17 protein-coding genes are annotated in these 16,260 nt (G+C 62.8%); 8 read left to right on the forward strand and 9 right to left on the reverse strand.

Annotated elements, in window-relative coordinates; all coding sequences use genetic code 11:
- Positions 1-127: 127 nt before the first annotated feature.
- Positions 128-652, reverse strand: a complete 525-nt coding sequence (locus tag AC2FNA_RS12625; RefSeq protein WP_496827019.1) for a CBS domain-containing protein — start codon at positions 650-652, stop codon at positions 128-130.
- 106 nt (positions 653-758) lie between these two features.
- On the opposite strand from AC2FNA_RS12625, the gene AC2FNA_RS12630 reads away from it, so the two are divergent.
- The 3 genes from AC2FNA_RS12630 to nqrM all read left to right on the forward strand — a co-directional run bounded on the left by AC2FNA_RS12630 (position 759) and on the right by nqrM (position 2,296).
- The gene (locus AC2FNA_RS12630; protein ID WP_234221135.1) at positions 759-947 is read left to right on the forward strand and encodes a hypothetical protein; all 189 of its coding nucleotides are present in this window, start codon (positions 759-761) and stop codon (positions 945-947) included.
- A gap of 63 nt (positions 948-1,010) precedes the next feature.
- Complete coding sequence (locus tag AC2FNA_RS12635; RefSeq protein WP_496827021.1) at positions 1,011-2,039, forward strand: FAD:protein FMN transferase; 1,029 nt, start codon at positions 1,011-1,013, stop codon at positions 2,037-2,039.
- 20 nt (positions 2,040-2,059) lie between these two features.
- A complete protein-coding gene (gene nqrM / locus AC2FNA_RS12640; protein ID WP_234143715.1) occupies positions 2,060-2,296 on the forward strand; it encodes a (Na+)-NQR maturation NqrM in 237 nt (78 codons plus the stop codon).
- A gap of 11 nt (positions 2,297-2,307) precedes the next feature.
- On the opposite strand, the gene AC2FNA_RS12645 is transcribed toward nqrM, so the two are convergent.
- The gene (locus AC2FNA_RS12645; protein WP_496827023.1) at positions 2,308-3,483 is read right to left on the reverse strand and encodes a helix-turn-helix transcriptional regulator; all 1,176 of its coding nucleotides are present in this window, start codon (positions 3,481-3,483) and stop codon (positions 2,308-2,310) included.
- A gap of 407 nt (positions 3,484-3,890) precedes the next feature.
- Here AC2FNA_RS12645 and AC2FNA_RS12650 point away from each other — a divergent pair, with 407 nt between their 5' ends.
- Positions 3,891-5,810 carry a di-heme-cytochrome C peroxidase gene (locus AC2FNA_RS12650; RefSeq protein WP_496827025.1) on the forward strand — a complete coding sequence of 640 codons (1,920 nt, stop codon included), beginning with the start codon at positions 3,891-3,893 and terminating at the stop codon, positions 5,808-5,810.
- Between the two features lie 225 nt (positions 5,811-6,035).
- Here the strand turns inward: AC2FNA_RS12650 and crcB are convergent, their stop codons facing one another.
- From crcB to pobA, 7 genes are all read right to left on the reverse strand, one after another.
- Positions 6,036-6,398 carry a fluoride efflux transporter CrcB gene (crcB, locus tag AC2FNA_RS12655; RefSeq protein WP_496827027.1) on the reverse strand — a complete coding sequence of 121 codons (363 nt, stop codon included), beginning with the start codon at positions 6,396-6,398 and terminating at the stop codon, positions 6,036-6,038.
- Positions 6,395-6,775, reverse strand: coding sequence for a FluC/FEX family fluoride channel (locus AC2FNA_RS12660; RefSeq protein ID WP_496827029.1), 381 nt, complete (start codon positions 6,773-6,775; stop codon positions 6,395-6,397). The genes crcB and AC2FNA_RS12660 overlap by 4 nt, the downstream gene beginning before the upstream one ends.
- Before the next feature lie 31 nt (positions 6,776-6,806).
- On the reverse strand, positions 6,807-7,646 hold the full coding sequence (locus tag AC2FNA_RS12665) for a 3-oxoadipate:acetyl-CoA acetyltransferase (RefSeq protein WP_496827031.1): 840 nt from the start codon (positions 7,644-7,646) through the stop codon (positions 6,807-6,809).
- Between the two features lie 15 nt (positions 7,647-7,661).
- Entirely contained in the window at positions 7,662-8,282 is a 621-nt protein-coding gene (gene pcaG, locus AC2FNA_RS12670) for a protocatechuate 3,4-dioxygenase subunit alpha (protein ID WP_496827033.1), read from the reverse strand.
- Between the two features lie 64 nt (positions 8,283-8,346).
- The gene (gene pcaH, locus AC2FNA_RS12675) at positions 8,347-9,075 is read right to left on the reverse strand and encodes a protocatechuate 3,4-dioxygenase subunit beta (RefSeq protein WP_496827034.1); all 729 of its coding nucleotides are present in this window, start codon (positions 9,073-9,075) and stop codon (positions 8,347-8,349) included.
- Between the two features lie 44 nt (positions 9,076-9,119).
- Positions 9,120-9,497, reverse strand: coding sequence for a 4-carboxymuconolactone decarboxylase (pcaC, locus tag AC2FNA_RS12680; protein ID WP_496827036.1), 378 nt, complete (start codon positions 9,495-9,497; stop codon positions 9,120-9,122).
- Between the two features lie 22 nt (positions 9,498-9,519).
- On the reverse strand, positions 9,520-10,689 hold the full coding sequence (gene pobA, locus AC2FNA_RS12685) for a 4-hydroxybenzoate 3-monooxygenase (RefSeq protein WP_496827038.1): 1,170 nt from the start codon (positions 10,687-10,689) through the stop codon (positions 9,520-9,522).
- Between the two features lie 92 nt (positions 10,690-10,781).
- On the opposite strand from pobA, the gene pcaQ reads away from it, so the two are divergent.
- From pcaQ to nosZ, 4 genes are all read left to right on the forward strand, one after another.
- Positions 10,782-11,699, forward strand: a complete 918-nt coding sequence (pcaQ, locus tag AC2FNA_RS12690; protein ID WP_496827040.1) for a pca operon transcription factor PcaQ — start codon at positions 10,782-10,784, stop codon at positions 11,697-11,699.
- Between the two features lie 72 nt (positions 11,700-11,771).
- Positions 11,772-12,170 (forward strand): DUF2946 family protein, encoded by a 399-nt coding sequence (locus AC2FNA_RS12695; RefSeq protein WP_496827042.1) that lies wholly within the window; start codon positions 11,772-11,774, stop codon positions 12,168-12,170.
- Entirely contained in the window at positions 12,164-14,335 is a 2,172-nt protein-coding gene (locus AC2FNA_RS12700) for a 4Fe-4S binding protein (RefSeq protein WP_496827044.1), read from the forward strand. Before AC2FNA_RS12695 ends, AC2FNA_RS12700 begins: the two co-directional genes overlap by 7 nt.
- 14 nt (positions 14,336-14,349) lie before the next feature.
- On the forward strand, positions 14,350-16,257 hold the full coding sequence (nosZ, locus tag AC2FNA_RS12705; RefSeq protein WP_496827046.1) for a TAT-dependent nitrous-oxide reductase: 1,908 nt from the start codon (positions 14,350-14,352) through the stop codon (positions 16,255-16,257).
- Positions 16,258-16,260 lie beyond the last annotated feature (3 nt).

A 16,260-nucleotide genomic window follows, 5' to 3' on the forward strand; every position in this document is an offset into this window, starting at 1 on the left:
GAACTTGCGCCGCAACTTTCAGAAAATCGGCGGCTTTGCCTGTTTCCCGGTTGTCGCCGTGACCGGCAAGGATGCCGAACGTCGCAAAAGCCGCCTTAGATTTCAGATCTGGTTTCGGGGTCCGACCCTAACCGACGATCATCTGTTTCATCCGCAGCGCCTCGTATTCCAGCTCGCGCAGGCGGAAATTCACCACATCGCCGATGGTGACCATGCCGCAAAGCTTGCCGTCGCGCAGCACCGGCAGGTGACGGAACCGGCCTTCGGTCATCCGTTTCAGCACCGCGTTCAGCGTTTCGTCTGGCGCACAGGTCTGGACTTCGCTGGTCATCAGGCCCTCGACCTGTTGCGGCAGCGTCTGGCCCGGCGTGTCCGCCATGCGGCGTACGATGTCGCGTTCGGACAGGATACCCACCAAGGCGCCGTTCTGGTCGGTCACCAGCACCGCCCCGATCCGCTTTTCCTTCAACACGTTGACGACCTGGCCAATCGTGTCGCCGGGCCGGACCGAGAACACCGCGTCGCCCTTGCCGCCGAGCAGATCGGCAACGGTCGATTGTGACTGCGCCAGGTTCGAACTGGTCGACTGGCTATAGGTCGTCTTGTCGGCCTTGTCGCCACGGGTCGGGGCCTGATATGAGGATGGGGCCATGGGCTGGGACTCCTGCTTTCTTGTTGCGCGTTGCCCCATCTTACCCCGGCATCCCGATCCGCAAAGGGCCAATCGGCCGCAGACAGGACAAAACCGCAGCCCGCCCATGTTCGACACCCTGTACCTGACCCCGGCCAGCGCCGCGCTGATCTTCTTTGTGGTCGTGGTTTGCGGCCATGGCTACCGCAAAAGCTGGAAGGCCGAGCCGCCCGCGCCACGCTGGCATCTCTGGGCCTATGGGGTACCGGCGGCAATCGGCCTTCTGACGCTGGCCTTCCTGCCGCTCAAGGGCTGAGCCGGTTTGACTCCACCGCGCCGCTGGCCTATGCCGCAGCAGCGAAATATCCGAGGTTGGCCCATGTTCCGTTGGCTTGCACTGCCCGTTGCCCTCATGCTGTCCGGCTGTCTTTTCGATGCCGAGCCGGAGGTGGTGAAACTCTCTGGCGACACGATGGGAACGACCTATCATATCACGGCCATCGGCGAAGACCTGGACCCCGAAGCGCTGGGGGCAGCAGTCGAGGCGACATTGGCCGACGTGAACGCCAAAATGTCGAACTGGGATCCGAAATCCGAGGTTTCGACCTTTTCGGCCCGCACCGACACGGCGCCGATGCCGGTCTCGCCGGAATTTGTCACCGTGATCGGGGCTGCCAATCAGGTTCATGCGCAATCGGGTGGCAAGTTCGACATCACGCTGGGCCCGCTGATCGAGCTGTGGGGTTTTGGTCCGCGCAAGCCCGAGGATCCGATCCCTTCGGATGCCGAGATTACTGCTGCGCTTGAGGGCGTCGGACAGGCGCGGCTGCTGACGCTGGATACGGCCGCTGGCACGCTGGCCAAGGCGCGGCCCGAGACCGGCATCAACCTCAGCGCCATCGCCAAGGGATACGGTGTCGACGCGGTGGCAGAGACGTTGCGCGGGTTCGAGATCGACGACTACATGGTCGAGATCGGCGGCGATCTGGTGACACGCGGCAAGAACGACAAGGGCGAGGCCTGGCGCATCGGCATCGAGCGGCCCGACCATGGCGCGCAGAGTGTGCAACTGGTGGTGCCGGTCAGTGATTACGGCATGGCGACCTCGGGCGACTATCGCAATTATTTCGAGCACGAGGGCCAGCGCTATTCGCATATTCTCGATCCGGTCACCGGCCGTCCCGTCACCCATCGCACCACCTCGGTCACCGTGATTGCCGACAGCGCCATGATGGCCGATGCCTGGGCCACCGCGATGCTGGTACTGGGGCTGGACCAGGGGCTGAAGGTCGCAGAGGCGCATAAACTTGCCGTGTTCTTCATCGAAAGGGATGCGCAAGACGGCGCCGAGGCCTATATGACGGCGCAGAGCAGCGCATTCGCCGATCTGCTGAACGACGCCGAGTGACACCGCGAAAGGGTTTCGCCATGACGACCTTCCTGCTGGCCTTCTTTCTGCTGATGATTGTCGTGCTGGGCATGTCTCTGGGCGTGATGCTGATGGGCAAGCGGATCAAGGGCAGCTGTGGCGGGCTGAATGCGATCTCGGGTGCGGATCGCTGCGTCGTCTGCTCCAAGGAAATCGATCCGGACAGCCCGCTGCGCGAGCGGCTTCAATGTCCGCGCGCCCGCAAGATGGCGGAACAGATGCAGCAGGCCGACTAACCTCCGCAGGATCAGTCGCGCACCAGGAAGCCCGACGAGATATTGGTGGCCATGCGAATGGCCTGGGTGCGGTTGTCGCAATTGGATTTCGACAGGATCGACTTGACCTGCGAGTTGATCGTGTCGAGAGAACGCCCCCGCTCTTCGGCGATCTGCTTGTTGGTCTTTCCCTCTGCCATCAGTTCGAACACCGCGCATTCGGTCTCGCTCAGATCGAACAGGGCGGCAATCGTGGGCATTTCCAGCCGATAGGTGCGGCTGGTATCTGTGCTCATCAGCAGGAACCCATCCACCGCGCCATCTCCCAGTTCATCTGCTTTGTGAAGCGGCGAAATATCGATGCACAGCGCTTCGCCGATACATGCGGCGGCCTGTTGATCGGCCTCCAGCGCCTCCTTGCGGGGGCGGGCACCGAACCTGCCGTGTTGCAGCGGGCTGCCCAGCAGGGCCCGTGCCCGGCTCAGGTCGTCATCGCTGCGAAAGTTCAGCTTGCCATGTGGGTCGCGGCGGAATACGCCGCTTTCTTCGGTCTGACGGCGGAATTCCTCGTTTCCGGCAACGACATTCATGCGATTGTCCAGGACGCAGAACCCCACGTCCAGCTTGTCGAGCGCGCTCAGCACCGTCTGGTGCCGTTTCATCACGGCCTGTACCGGACGTCCGATGCTGAGAGCCTTGGCGATATGCGGCAGCAGCCGCGAGGCTCGCGCTAGGCGTTCCGGCAGATCGTCAGAGGCGTCGGACCCGAATTGCATCGAGAACCGGTCGTGGAATAGCTGATCCTTGTTCAGCAGCGCGCCGCAGCGGTAACGGATGCCATATTGCATCATCGTCTTCTGGTTGGGGCGCGCCAACAGTTCGGCTTCGGACGAGGCCAGCACCGAGTCCGGGATCAGCTGAATGTCGTCCGAGGCGCGGGAATGACGCGCAAAGATGGCCTGATCGGCGATCTCCAGATCGTTGTGCTGGCTCAGATACCCTTCGACCAGTTCCATCTGATAGGTGTCGCTGAAATGCGAGGCCAGCAGATGCGGCCGGTCTCCGGGCGTTTCGACCTCGAAGATCATTGCGCCGATGCCACCGGCAGAATGCGCGATTCGGGTCAGAAGATCCGGCCATTTTCCCGGGTCCAGCGCGGCATCGTATATGGAAAGAACGAGTTGATCGTGCTGGTCAGTTGGGGCCATGGGTCTTGGTGATTCGACTGGACTTCTAAGGAATATAACGTGTTTCACCATTTCGGGTGATTATTGTCACCTATCCAATCTTTACCCTACGTCCCATTGATAGCTGAGAGTGAGTGGCTTGGCGAAAATCATAGTCGTGCTGAGTTGGTGCCCGTTCAAGGCCGTTCACCGAACCGTACAGGGTCCCGCCGGGGAAATTACGACCCGGTCCTGAGCCTAGAGCGGTTGGAAGCGGGTCACCACTCAGCATTCCATGTGATCTGGGACCTCAGGGTTTAGAGACCAAATAATTGAAAAAGATATTTGAAAAACACGCAGGAGCAGCGGCAGAGTGGTGTTGCCGCCCTTTCGTTTCCATCCCCTTGAGGCAAGAGACGCGTACGGGGCAGAAGACCGGAGATAGATTGATGATTTCGAGACATGTGATTGGTATCGCCCTGGCAACCGGGCTCGCCGCCATTGCCGCGCCCGCGGCACAAGCGCAATCTGGATGGAGCGTCTGTCGCGACGTCGAGTGCCTGGATCAGGGCTGGAACGATGCGCAGCGCCGCTGGTGGTATACCACCACGCAGGGTTCGCGTCTGTTGCCGCTGTCCTGGATGCGTGCGCTGGAACAACCCGGTGACGGGGATGGGGCGATCCGCGCCTTTCTGGACCGTGCCTATATGGACGAGCTGGGCTATATCGCCAATCCCGACCCGGTGCACAATCCCGAGGGGCTGCCGCTGGGCTGGGTGGTAGATCAGGACAAGACCCTGGATGCCGACCTGATGTGCGATACCTTCCCGGAAACCTGCGACGCGCTGACCATGCGCGAACCCTGGGTCGGGCTGACCTGCTCGGCCTGCCACACCAACGAGATTACTCATCAGGGCCGTCGCCTGCGGGTCGAGGGCGCGCCGACGCTGGCCGATTTCCAGCGGATGGAAGAGGAACTGTTGCAGGCGCTCAAGGACACCGTCGCCGATCGTGACCGGTTCGACCGTTTCGCGCGCGCGGTGCTGGGGGCCGACCAGACGATCGACGGGCGCGAGTCGCTGGAACTGCAGCTCAACGAACAGATTGTCTGGCAACAGGCGCTGGCCGACAAGAACGCGGCACCCAAGGTGCGCTATGGCCATGCCCGGCTGGATGCGCAGGGCCATATCCTGAACAAGGTGGCGCTGACCATCCGCCACCCGAACCAGATCACAAATGTGCTGGCCGACGCGCCGGCCAGCTATCCGCATATCTGGAACACCTCACAGCAGGACCAGCTGCAATGGAACGGCATCGCGCCGCGCATGTTCAAGATCCGGTTCCTGGGTGAGAACACCGAGTTGGGCGCGCTGGTGCGCAATACCTCCGAGGTGATTGGCGTCTTTGCTCATCTCGAAACGGACAAGTCCAAGGTCCTGCGCGGCTATCCCTCAAGCGCCCGGGTGCGCGAGTTGATTTCGCTGGAACGCCAGCTCGAAAGCCTGCAATCACCACGCTGGCCCGAGGAGATGCTGGGAGCCATCGACTGGGATCTCGCAGCACGTGGGCGCGAGGTCTTTACCCGCAAGATCGACGGTGAAAGCTGCGCCGACTGCCACAGCCACATGGCGCCGACCGATACCAGCAGCAATATGAAAATCAGCATGACGCCGCTGGCAGAGTTGGGGACGGATGTGTTCACCACCTGCAATACCTTCCTGCATCGCTCGAAATCGGGCAATTTCGGCGGCCAGCTTGTGGACACGAAATTCACCCGCATCGACCGGGACGAGGATTATACCCGCCTGATGCTGGTCAACGCGACCGTGGGCACCATCCGCGGCAAGCTGTTCGAGGTTCTGGCCGCGATCCTGGGCGAGGATGACCGACCCAGCGGGATTCGCACCGAGACCGGGCTGGTGACCGAATACCTTCCCGGTGTCAGCGACGCGAAGAAGAAAGCCGATGCCGAGGAATGCCTGACGCAGGAGCATCCCCTCTTGGCCTACAAGGCCCGTTCGTTGAACGGGATCTGGGCCACCGCGCCCTATCTGCATAATGGTTCGGTGCCGACGCTCTATGACCTGCTGTTGCCCGCGCGCATGCGCAACGTCGCCACCGCGCTTGACGCGGAACTGCCCGAGGACGCGGCCACCCGGCCCGAGGTCTTTGGCGTCGGCAGCCGCGAATTCGACCCGGTCAAGGTCGGTTTCGTGTCGGACCTGGAACAGAACCCGTTCACCTTCCGCGCCCGTGGCGAGGATGGCGAGCCGATCCCGGGCAACTTCAATTCGGGCCACGATTATGGCACCGCGGGTTTGAGCGAGGAGGACCGCCGCGCGTTGGTCGAATATCTCAAGACGCTGTAACCAGGCGGTGCGCCTTCGGCGCGCTCAGGGTCTCGTCGTCGTTCCTCCTCCTCGGCGCGGGACGAGAGGTGACGTATCCTCGCCCCTGCTGCGCGGCTTGCCGGGTGCGGCGCCTCCGGCGGGAGTATTGTGAACCAGAAAGAAGCAGGGACCCTCTTGTTTCTTTCTGGTCGGAAATACTCCAGGGGGTCTGGGGGACTGGTCCCCCCAGCGCGGTCGTCAGGATCAACCGCCCAGATGGGTGCCCAACAGGTAGGCAAGTGCGCAGAGCGCCACGCTGGCGAGGATGTTGACGGCGGCGCTGGCGATCGAGCGGGCGCGATGCAGGTCGAGCGTCTGATAGGCAAAGCTGGAGAAGGTGGTGAAGCCGCCACAGAAACCGAGGATCAGCTGGCGGCTTTGGTCCGGGTCCGCTGCACCGCTTGCGGGTTGGCCGAGCCAAATACCCAGCAGAAGGGTTCCCAGCACATTGACCACCAGGGTTGCGATCGGCAGGTCATGTGTCACACGACGCGCGACCCAGTGGCGCAGGACCGCCCCGAGACCGCCGCCGAGTGCAAAGAGCGCATGCAGGGCAAAGGTCGTCAACGTCGTGCCTCGCGGCCGCGCCCCAGCGCTTCGCCCAGGATGGCGGCGGCAAGGCCCGCGGCGATTTCCACCGTCATGGCGATGAGGCCGATGGACCAGCCGCCGGAATTTGTGAGCCGGTCCAGTTCGAGGATGAATGAGGAAAAGGTCGAAAGACCTCCGCAAAACCCTACCGCGCCCAGGTGCAACAGATGGGGATGCAGCCGATGGCGGATGGCATAAAGCCAGCCAAGCAGGAAACAGGCGGCGATGTTGATGCCGAAGGTGGCAGTGAGGAAGGGCAGTCCTGGCAGTTGGGCTCCCAAGAGTTCACGCAGGACAGAGCCTGTTGCCCCGCCTGCAAATACCGCCAGATAGCTGCCCGCCCTTTGTCTCATTGGGCTCGCATAGCTGGGTGTGCGACCGTTTTCAATTCCGCGCCGTTGCCGGAAGCCCGAGAAGCTCACGTGCCTGCTGCCAGGTGGCGACCGGGCGCTGGTATTTCTCGCACAACTCGACGCTGCGCCGTACCAATGCAGCGTTCGAGGGCGCAAGCGTTTGCCGGTCGAGGCGGATATTGTCCTCAAGCCCTGTACGCGTGTGTCCGCCTGCCGCGATTGCCCATTCGTTTACCGCCAGTTGATTGGCGCCGATCCCGGCGGCACACCATTCGGCCCGAGGGGCGCGGGTCTGCATCATCCGGACGTAGAAATCGAACACTTCGCGATCGGCAGGCATCGCGTTCTTCACCCCCATCACGAATTGCACATAGAGCTTGCCGTAGAGCAGCCCGTGCCCGTGCATGTCGATGGCGCGCAGGATATGGCTGAGATCGAAGGCCTCGATTTCCGGGGTGACCTGATGGGTTCGCATCTCGGAGGCCAGCCATTCGACCAGGTCGGGCGGGTTCTCGTAGACGCGGGTGGGGAAGTTGTTGGACCCGACCGAGAGCGAGGCCATGTCAGGTTTCAGTGGCAGCATGCCACCGCGCGCCCGACCGGCCCCTGACCGACCACCGGTCGAGAGTTGCACGATCATACCCGGGCAATGTTTGTGCAGCCCCTCCATCAGCCGGGCAAAACGGTCGGGATCGCTGGTGGGGGTGCCGTCGTCATTGCGCACATGGCAATGGGCGATGGTGGCGCCGGCCTCGAACGCCTCATGTGTGCTCTCAATCTGTTCATTGACCGTGATCGGAACGGCGGGATTGTCAGCCTTTGTGGGAACGGAGCCGGTGATTGCAACGCAGATGATGCAGGGCTTGTCCATGGGCGGTCTCCGGTCTCAGATATCGAAAAAGACGGTTTCCTGCGGGCCTTGCAGGTGAATGTCGAAGCGGTAGAGCGGTTTGCCCTCGCGTTCGTCGCGCGCAGCGATCAGGGTGGTGCGGCGGTTTTTCCATTCGATCAGGTTCAGCACCGGGTCGGCGGCATTGGCATCGGCCTCGTCGCTGAAATAGAGCCGGGTGTTAAGGCCAATGTTGATGCCGCGCGCCACGATCCAGAGGGTCAGGTGCGGCGCCTGTTTTGAACCGTTGCGCCCGGGTACCGGGCCGGGTTTGACGGTGTCAAAACCCCACTCGCCGGTCTCGAAATCGGTAATCACCCGGCCCCAGCCGCGAAACCCGTCCTCGACCTCGCCGGCGTGTTCGGGATGGGCATGGATGCCGGCGGCATTGGCCTGCCAGACCTCGATCAGCACATCCTTGACCGGGCTGCCGGTGCCGTCGATGACCCGGCCTTCGACCCGGATACGCTCTCCGGCGGCATTGGGTCCGGCAATGTCCCAGCCCAGCTCACGGTCATAGATGTCGAAACCGGCGGCGCCTGGGGCCAAACCGATATGGACATAGGGACCGGCGGTCTGGGACGGTGTTTCCTTCAGATAGTCGAGTCTCTGGGCCATGATCATCTCCTCTTTGTCGCGTTTCCGAACCGGAAAATCGGACTTCATTTTACCTTGAAACGCTTCAGTTCCCCTCAAGCCGGTTCTCGAACAGGGTCGAGCGGCGCCCGCGCAGGACTACGTCGAACCGGTAGGCTAGGCTATCGAAGGGGATTGCGGCATTCACGTCGAGCGGCGCGATCAGCCGGTCGACGGCGTCGGGGTCGGGGATGGTGTTGACGATCGGGCATTTGTGGATCAGCGGGTCGCCCTCGAAATAGAGCTGGGTGATCAGCCGCTGGGCAAAGGCGGTTCCGAAGATCGACATGTGGATATGGGCGGGTCGCCAGCTGTTGACCCAATTGCGCCAGGGATAGGCGCCGGGTTTGACGGTGCGAAAGTAGTAATAGCCGTTCTCGTCGGTCAGGGTGCGCCCGCAACCACCGAAATTGGGATCGATGGGGGCCAGATAGGTATCTTTCTTGTGGCGATACCGCCCGCCCGCATTGGCCTGCCAGATTTCCACCAGTGTGTTCGGCAGGGGCCGAGAATTTTCGTCGAAAATTCTCCCATGCAAGAGGATCCGCTCGCCGATGGCGCTTTGGCCTGTCTGGGCGTAGTTGTGAATCAGGTCGTTGTCGTCGGCGCCGATATCGGTATGGCCGAAAACCGGTCCGGTTATCTCGCTCACCGTGTTCTCGAGGCTGATCAATGCCTGCCGGGGAGAGCGCGCAACCGAGGTCTTGTAGTCAGGGACATGCGCGGGCGGGTGCCAGGCGCGGTCGCGCTGGTAGAATTCGCCGGGTTTGGTCATCTGGGCTGTCTCCTCTTGGCTGGGCCGTTCGCGCTCGGGTCCGCTCACTCCGCTTCCATCTCGTCATAGGTCTGCCGCGCCAGCTTCAGCGCCTGATTGGCGCGCGGCACGCCGGCATAGATCGCCACATGCTGGAAGGCCTCCAGCACGTCCTGCTTGCTGGCGCCGGTACGGGCGGTGGCGCGGATATGCATGGGAATTTCGTCGAAATTCCCCAGCGCCGCCAACAGCGCCAGTGTCAGCATCGACCGGTCCCGGTCGCTGATCCCGTCCGATGCCCAGACCGTGCCCCAGGCACCTTCGGTGATCAGCGTCTGGAACGGGCTTTCGAACTCGGTCCGGTTCGCCTCGGCCCGGTCGACATAAGCGTCACCCAGCACCTGGCGGCGTACCTTCATTCCGTTGTCATAGCGTTCAGACATTCGTCTTCCTTTCCGCCATGCCCTAGTAGGGCAGACCGACATAGTTCTGTGCAAGCACCGTTTGCGCATCGCGGCTGTCGCGCAGGAATTCCAGTTCGGCCCGCTGGATGCGCAGGTCGAATTCGGTCTGTTCGGGAAAACGGTGCAATAGCTTGGTCATCCACCAGCTGAAGCGCTGGGTTTTCCAGATGCGGGCCAGCGCCTGTTCGGAATAGCGATCAATCCCCTCGGTCTCGCCGGTCTCGAACACCTGCACCAGCGCGTGATACAGGTAATGGATATCGCTCGCCGCCGTGTTCAGCCCCTTGGCGCCGGTTGGCGGCACGATATGGGCCGCATCCCCGCAAAGGAACAGCCGCCCCCAGCGCATCGGTTCGCAGACAAAGGACCGGAGCGGCGCGATGGATTTCTCGATCGATGGTCCGGTGACCAGCCGGTCCCCCAGTGCGCGCGGCAACCGCTGTCGGAACTCGGTCCAGAAGGCATCATCGCTCCAGTCGGTCACCTTGTCGGACAGCGCACATTGGATGTAGTAGCGGCTGAGCGTGGCGTTGCGCATGGAACAAAGGGCAAAGCCGCGCTCGGACAAGCTATAGAGCACTTCGTCGCTCACAGGTGGCGTTTCGGACAACAGCCCCAGCCATCCAAACGGATAGACCTGTTCATATTCCTTGCGGATGCCGGCCGGAATGGTTTGTCGGCTGATCCCGTGGAACCCATCGCAGCCCGCAACATAGTCGCAGTCGATCCGGTGTTCCGCGCCGTCACTGGTGTAGGTCACATAAGGCGCGTCGCTGTCGGCACCGTGGATCGTCACACCCTCGGCATTGAACACAGTCTTGCCGCCCACAGCATCGCGGGCGTCATACAGATCGTGCGTCAGTTCGGTCTGGCCATAAACCACCACGTGTCGCCCGATCAGATCCTCGAAACTGATGCGGATCTGTTCCTCGCCGTGGGCCAGGATGGTGCCGTGATGCACGAATCCCTCGCGGTCCATCCGCTCGGCGACACCGGCTTCGCGCATGAGGTTGACGAATCCCGCCTCAAGCACACCGGCCCGGATGCGGCCCAGCACATGCGCGCGTGACTGGCGTTCCAGCACCACCGTGTCGATGCCCTTGCGATGCAACAGCTGCCCCAGCAGCAAGCCCGAAGGGCCACCTCCGACAATCACTATTTGCGTGCGCATCGTGTTTCCTCCCGTTCAGAACAGGATGAATGATTGAATGCGTGATGTAAAATGAGTAGTAAGGCAACTTAGTTTCCAAAATAGGAAAGTTAATGATCGACCGCCGCATCAAGTTCCGCCACATCCAGTGCTTTGTGGAAATCGCGCGCGAGGGCAGTCTGAAGACGGCGGCGGAAAAGCTGTTCCTGACCCAGCCGGCCATGTCCAAGACCCTGAAGGAGCTGGAAGAGATCACCGGCACCACCCTGATGCGCCGCAGCCGGGCCGGGGTGGAGCTGACCAAGCCCGGAGAGGTGTTTCTGCATTTTGCCCGAATGTCACTGGCCAGCCTGCAACAGGGGCTCGACGGGATTGAAACCGAGGGGCGCCGCCAGCGGGAAACGCTGTCGGTGGGTGCCTTGCCCAGCGTGGCGGCCTATCTGATGCCGCGGGCGGTGGGCGAATTCGCGAGACTGGCACCTCATGCGCTGTTGCGGATCCAGGACGGGCCGCATGGCTATCTGGTCGAACGGCTGCGTTTGGGGACGCTGGATCTGGTGATCGGGCGGATGGGTCCGCCCGAGACGATGCAGGGGCTTTCGTTTACCCAGCTCTATCAGGAACAGGTGGTGTTTGTGGTGCGCCCCGGTCATCCGCTGCTAGCCGCGCCCGATCTGGCGCGGGTGGCCGACTGGCCGGTGATCTATCCGCCTCCAGGTGCCGCGATCCGGCCGCTGGTCGAGCAGATGCTGATCGCAAACGGGATCGGCGAGTTTCCCAACCGGCTTGAAACCGTCTCGGGCGCGTTTGGCCGGGTGCATACACGCCGCTCGGATGCGGTCTGGATTATCTCGCGCGGGGTGGTTGCCAACGAGATTGCCGAGGGGCGGCTGGTGGCGTTGCCGTTCCAGACCGGGTTGACCCGGGGGCCGGTGGGGTTGATGACGCGGCCCGACCGGCCGGATAGCCCGGTGGCGCAGTTGTTTGCGCTGGCGCTGCGGAATGTGATCGCAGCCGAGGCGGGGGCCTGACCAAAGTCAAGTAAGCGGCGCGGCGGGGCGCATAGGACTCGGGCCAGACGCAATCCCGTGCCCGAGGTGCTTATGCCCCGCCAAACCGACACACCGGACTCGACCCGCAGCGCCCTGCGCCGCGTCGGCGGTGTATTGGGCATCGTGCTGATGGTGCTGCAACTGCTGGCACCGCAGCTGGCCCAGGCAGGCGAGGGCGCGTGGATCGAGATCTGCTCGGAAGAGGGCGCGGTCTGGATTCAGATGCCGGTCGAGGGCACGGATGATCCCTGCCCCGATTGCGGCGATTGCCTGATGTGTTCGGCAGCGACTGATCTTCTGACGCCCGCCTATGGCGGGGGCGTCGAACCGGTCCTCCTCAACGTCCGGCAACAGACGGGTACCGACGTGCCGGCTCTGGCGGCGCGACACCGGCTTTGGCCTGAAACCCGTGGCCCCCCATTCCAAGACAAGAGAGGTGCGATGTGCTGATCACGCGCGTCATCCGGGTTCTGCTGACCCTTCTGTTTCTGGCCCCCATCCCGGCGCTGGCCAGCGACCTGCCCCGGTTTCTGGCCGCGCTTGCGCCCGCCGATCTGGCCCCCGGTGCCGACGCCTTTGGCCCGCTGCGCGAGGATGTGCCGGTGGCGCCGGTGCTCAAGGGTGGCGAGACCGTTGCCTGGGCCTTTCTGACTTCGGATTTCGTGGGCACCACCGGCTATTCCGGCAAGCCGATCCATGTGATCGCCGCCATTGATGCCGATGCGGTGCTGACCGGCGTCAAGCTGGTGGAACATTCCGAACCGATCGTGCTGATCGGCATTCCCAATTCCAAGATGGTCGCCCTGACCGAGGGCTATCAGGGTCTTGACCTGAAACGCGAGGCCGAGACCGGCGGCGAGGGGCATGATCTCGACATCATTTCGGGCGCCACCGTCACCATCATGGTGATCGATGACAGTCTGGTGCGCGCAGGGCTCAAGGTGGCCCGCGCGCTGGGCCTGGGCGGCCTTTCGCCGGCCACCCCCGAAGGCCCGCGTCGCGAGATCGACATGGGCCAGACCGGGACCAGCGACTGGTTCACCCTGTCGGGCGACGGCTCGGTCCGGCGGATGACCTTGGACATCGGGCAGGTCAACGCGGCCTTTGAGGCAACCGGCGACGCCCGCGCCATCAAGCGACCCGAACCGGGCGCGCCCGAGGATACGTTCATCGACATGCACCTGGCGCTGGTCTCGGTGCCCGAGATCGGCCGCACCCTGTTGGGCGAGGCGGAGTATGCAAATTTTCTCAAGTGGTTGGAGCCGGGTGAACAAGCCATTCTGGTTCTGGGGCGTGGTGCTTACAGCTTCAAGGGCTCGGGCTATGTGCGCGGCGGAATCTTCGACCGGATCCAACTGATCCAGGGCGACAGCGCGGTGCGGTTCTTCGACCGTCAGCAACGCCGCCTGGGCACGGTCGCGGCGACGGATGCGCCTGCGTTCTCCGAGCTTGACCTGTTCAAGATCCCCGCCGATGCCGAATTTGACCCGGCCGCCCCCTTCCGCCTGCAACTCTTGGTGCAGCGCGCCGTGGGCGCGGTGGAGAAAAGCTTCCTCACCTTCGATCTGGGCTACCGCCTGCCGGAACGCTTCCTGCTGCCCGCCGCCGCGCCGGCGGTGGTCGAGGATGCGGGCGACGAGGCCGCCGCCAAGGCCGCGCTGTGGCAACGGATCTGGAAGGACCGCACGGTCGAGATCGGCATCCTGAGCGCGATGCTGCTGCTGCTGACGGCGACATTCTTCTTCCAGTTCCAGGCCACGATGAATGCGCGCGTCTTCTACTGGTTCCGCATCGCCTATCTGACCGCAACGCTGTTCTTCATCGGCTGGTATGCCAATGCCCAGCTGAGCGTCGTCAACCTGATGGCGCTGGCGGGAAGCCTGCGCACGGGCTTCAGCTGGGACGCCTTCCTGCTCGACCCGCTGGTGTTCATCCAGTGGTTCGCCGTAGCCGCCGCGCTGATCTTCTGGGGCAGGGGGGCCTATTGCGGCTGGCTTTGCCCGTTTGGCGCGCTGCAAGAACTGACCAACAAGGTGGCCCGCGCCCTGCGCCTGCCGCAATGGACCCTGCCTTGGGGGCTGAACGAGCGGCTTTGGCCGGTGAAGTACATGATCTTCCTGGGTTTGTTCGGTCTCAGCTTTGTCTCGATCCCGCTGGCCGAAACCTATGCCGAGGTCGAACCGTTCAAGACCGCGATCATTCTCAAGTTCATGCGCGACTGGCCCTTCGTGGTATTTGCGCTGCTGCTCTTGCTGATCGGCCTTTTCATCGAACGGTTCTATTGCCGCTATCTCTGCCCGCTGGGCGCGGCGCTGGCGATCCCCGCCCGCATCCGCATGTTCGACTGGCTGCGCCGTTACAAGGATTGCGGCAACCCCTGTCAGACCTGCGCCAACGAATGCCCGGTTCAGGCGATCCACCCCACCGGCGAGATCAACCCGAACGAATGCATCACCTGCCTGCATTGCCAGGTGCTCTATCAGTCCGAGGCCAAATGCCCCGTCGTCATCCGCCAGATCAAGCGGCGGGCGCGCACAGGGACGGTCGATCCGAAACTGACCCTCGGACACCCACCGGCGAACCATCCAAACGCCAAACCGCAAGAAGCTTCCTGAAAGGAGGAACGATCATGTCGGACCACGATAACAACCTGAGCGTCACCCGCCGCGGCCTGCTGGGCGCGACAGCAACCGGCGCCGTTCTCGCCAGCACCGGCCTGGGCGCCACCCTGATGACCGCGCGCGAGGCATCCGCCGCCGCCAAGGCCAATCTGGAGCCCGGCGAGCTGGACGAATATTACGGCTTCTGGTCCTCGGGCCAGACCGGCGAGCTGCGCATCCTCGGCATCCCCTCGATGCGCGAGCTGATGCGGGTGCCGGTGTTCAACCGCTGCTCGGCCACCGGCTGGGGCCAGACCAACGAGTCGCTCAAGGTGCTGACCGAGGGTCTGCTGCCCGAAACCAAGCAGTTTCTGGCGTCCAACGGCAAGAAGACCTATGACAACGGCGACCTGCACCACCCGCATATGTCGTTCACCGATGGCACCTATGACGGCCGTTACCTGTTCATGAACGACAAGGCCAACACCCGGGTTGCCCGCGTCCGCTGCGACGTGATGAAATGCGACAAGATCATCGAGATCCCCAACGCGCATGACATCCACGGCCTGCGTCCGCAGAAATACCCGCGCACCGGCTATGTCTTTGCCAATGGCGAGCATGAGGCGCCGCTGGTCAATGACGGCCAGATCCTCGACGATCCGTCGCAATATGTGAACATCTTCACCGCGATTGACGGTGACAGCATGGAAATCGCCTGGCAGGTGATCGTGTCGGGCAACCTCGACAACACCGATTGCGATTATCAGGGCAAATACGCCTTCTCGACCTCGTACAACTCGGAAATGGGCATGAACCTGGCCGAGATGACCGAGAACGAGCAGGACCATGTGGTCGTGTTCAACCTCAAGGAAATCGAGGCCGGCATCGCCGCGGGCGATTATCAGGAGCTGAACGGCGTCAAGGTTGTCGACGGGCGCAAGGGTGCGGGCAAGAACTATACCCGCTATATCCCGATCCCCAACAGCCCGCATGGCTGTAACGCTGCCCCCGACAAGCGCCACATCATGATCAACGGCAAGCTCAGCCCGACCGTCTCGGTCATCGACGTCGAGAAGGTGGACGCGCTGTTCTCTGAGGATGCCGATCCGCGCTCGGCCATCGTGGCCGAACCGCAGCTGGGTCTTGGGCCGCTCCACACCGCGTTCGACAACAAGGGCAACGCCTATACCACCCTGTTCCTGGACAGCCAGGTGGTGAAGTGGAACATCGCAAAGGCGATCGAGGCCTATGCCGGTGCCGATGTCGACCCGATCCTAGACAAGGTCGATGTGCAGTATCAGCCGGGCCACAACTCGACCTCGATGGGTGAAACCGCCGAGGCCGACGGCAAATGGCTGATCTCGATGAACAAGTTCTCGAAGGACCGGTTCCTGAATGTAGGCCCCCTCAAGCCCGAGAACGAGCAGCTGATCGACATCTCCGGCGACAGGATGAAGGTGGTGCATGACGGCCCGACCTTTGCCGAGCCGCATGACAGCATCATCGTGCACCGGTCCAAGGTGAACCCGGTCAACGTCTGGGATCGCAACGACCCGATGTGGGAAGACGCCCGCCAGCAGGCCGCCGCCGATGGTGTCGATCTGGAGGAAGGCGCCGAGGAACCGATCCGCGACGGCAACAAGGTGCGGGTCTACATGACCTCGGTCGCGCCGACCTTCAGCCTTGAGAAGTTCACGGTGAAACAGGGCGACGAGGTGACGATCTATGTCACCAACCTCGACGATGTGGATGACGTGACCCACGGGCTGTGCATGGCCAATTTTGGCATCGCGATGGAAGTGGCGCCGCAGGCCACCGCTTCGGTCACCTTCATCGCCGACCGTCCGGGTGTGCACTGGTTCTATTGCCAGTGGTTCTGCCACGCGCTGCACATGGAAATGCGCGGCCGGATGTTTGTCGAACCGCGGGGAGCATAAACC

This window comes from Ruegeria sp. YKSD163, from assembly GCF_059612905.1.

Bases quoted from the DNA above. Each gene is read 5' to 3' on its own strand.
- pcaQ (WP_496827040.1), top strand. From the start codon at position 10,782: ATGATCGACCGCCGCATCAAGTTCCGCCACATCCAGTGCTTTGTGGAA.
- AC2FNA_RS12695 (WP_496827042.1), top strand. From the start codon at position 11,772: ATGCCCCGCCAAACCGACACACCGGACTCGACCCGCAGCGCCCTGCGC.
- pcaH (WP_496827034.1), bottom strand. From the start codon at position 9,075: ATGACCAAACCCGGCGAATTCTACCAGCGCGACCGCGCCTGGCACCCG.
- AC2FNA_RS12630 (WP_234221135.1), top strand. From the start codon at position 759: ATGTTCGACACCCTGTACCTGACCCCGGCCAGCGCCGCGCTGATCTTC.
- AC2FNA_RS12665 (WP_496827031.1), bottom strand. From the start codon at position 7,646: ATGGACAAGCCCTGCATCATCTGCGTTGCAATCACCGGCTCCGTTCCC.
- AC2FNA_RS12625 (WP_496827019.1), bottom strand. From the start codon at position 652: ATGGCCCCATCCTCATATCAGGCCCCGACCCGTGGCGACAAGGCCGAC.
- pcaC (WP_496827036.1), bottom strand. From the start codon at position 9,497: ATGTCTGAACGCTATGACAACGGAATGAAGGTACGCCGCCAGGTGCTG.
- AC2FNA_RS12635 (WP_496827021.1), top strand. From the start codon at position 1,011: ATGTTCCGTTGGCTTGCACTGCCCGTTGCCCTCATGCTGTCCGGCTGT.
- nosZ (WP_496827046.1), top strand. From the start codon at position 14,350: ATGTCGGACCACGATAACAACCTGAGCGTCACCCGCCGCGGCCTGCTG.
- nqrM (WP_234143715.1), top strand. From the start codon at position 2,060: ATGACGACCTTCCTGCTGGCCTTCTTTCTGCTGATGATTGTCGTGCTG.
- pcaG (WP_496827033.1), bottom strand. From the start codon at position 8,282: ATGGCCCAGAGACTCGACTATCTGAAGGAAACACCGTCCCAGACCGCC.
- AC2FNA_RS12660 (WP_496827029.1), bottom strand. From the start codon at position 6,775: ATGAGACAAAGGGCGGGCAGCTATCTGGCGGTATTTGCAGGCGGGGCA.
- AC2FNA_RS12645 (WP_496827023.1), bottom strand. From the start codon at position 3,483: ATGGCCCCAACTGACCAGCACGATCAACTCGTTCTTTCCATATACGAT.
- AC2FNA_RS12650 (WP_496827025.1), top strand. From the start codon at position 3,891: ATGATTTCGAGACATGTGATTGGTATCGCCCTGGCAACCGGGCTCGCC.
- pobA (WP_496827038.1), bottom strand. From the start codon at position 10,689: ATGCGCACGCAAATAGTGATTGTCGGAGGTGGCCCTTCGGGCTTGCTG.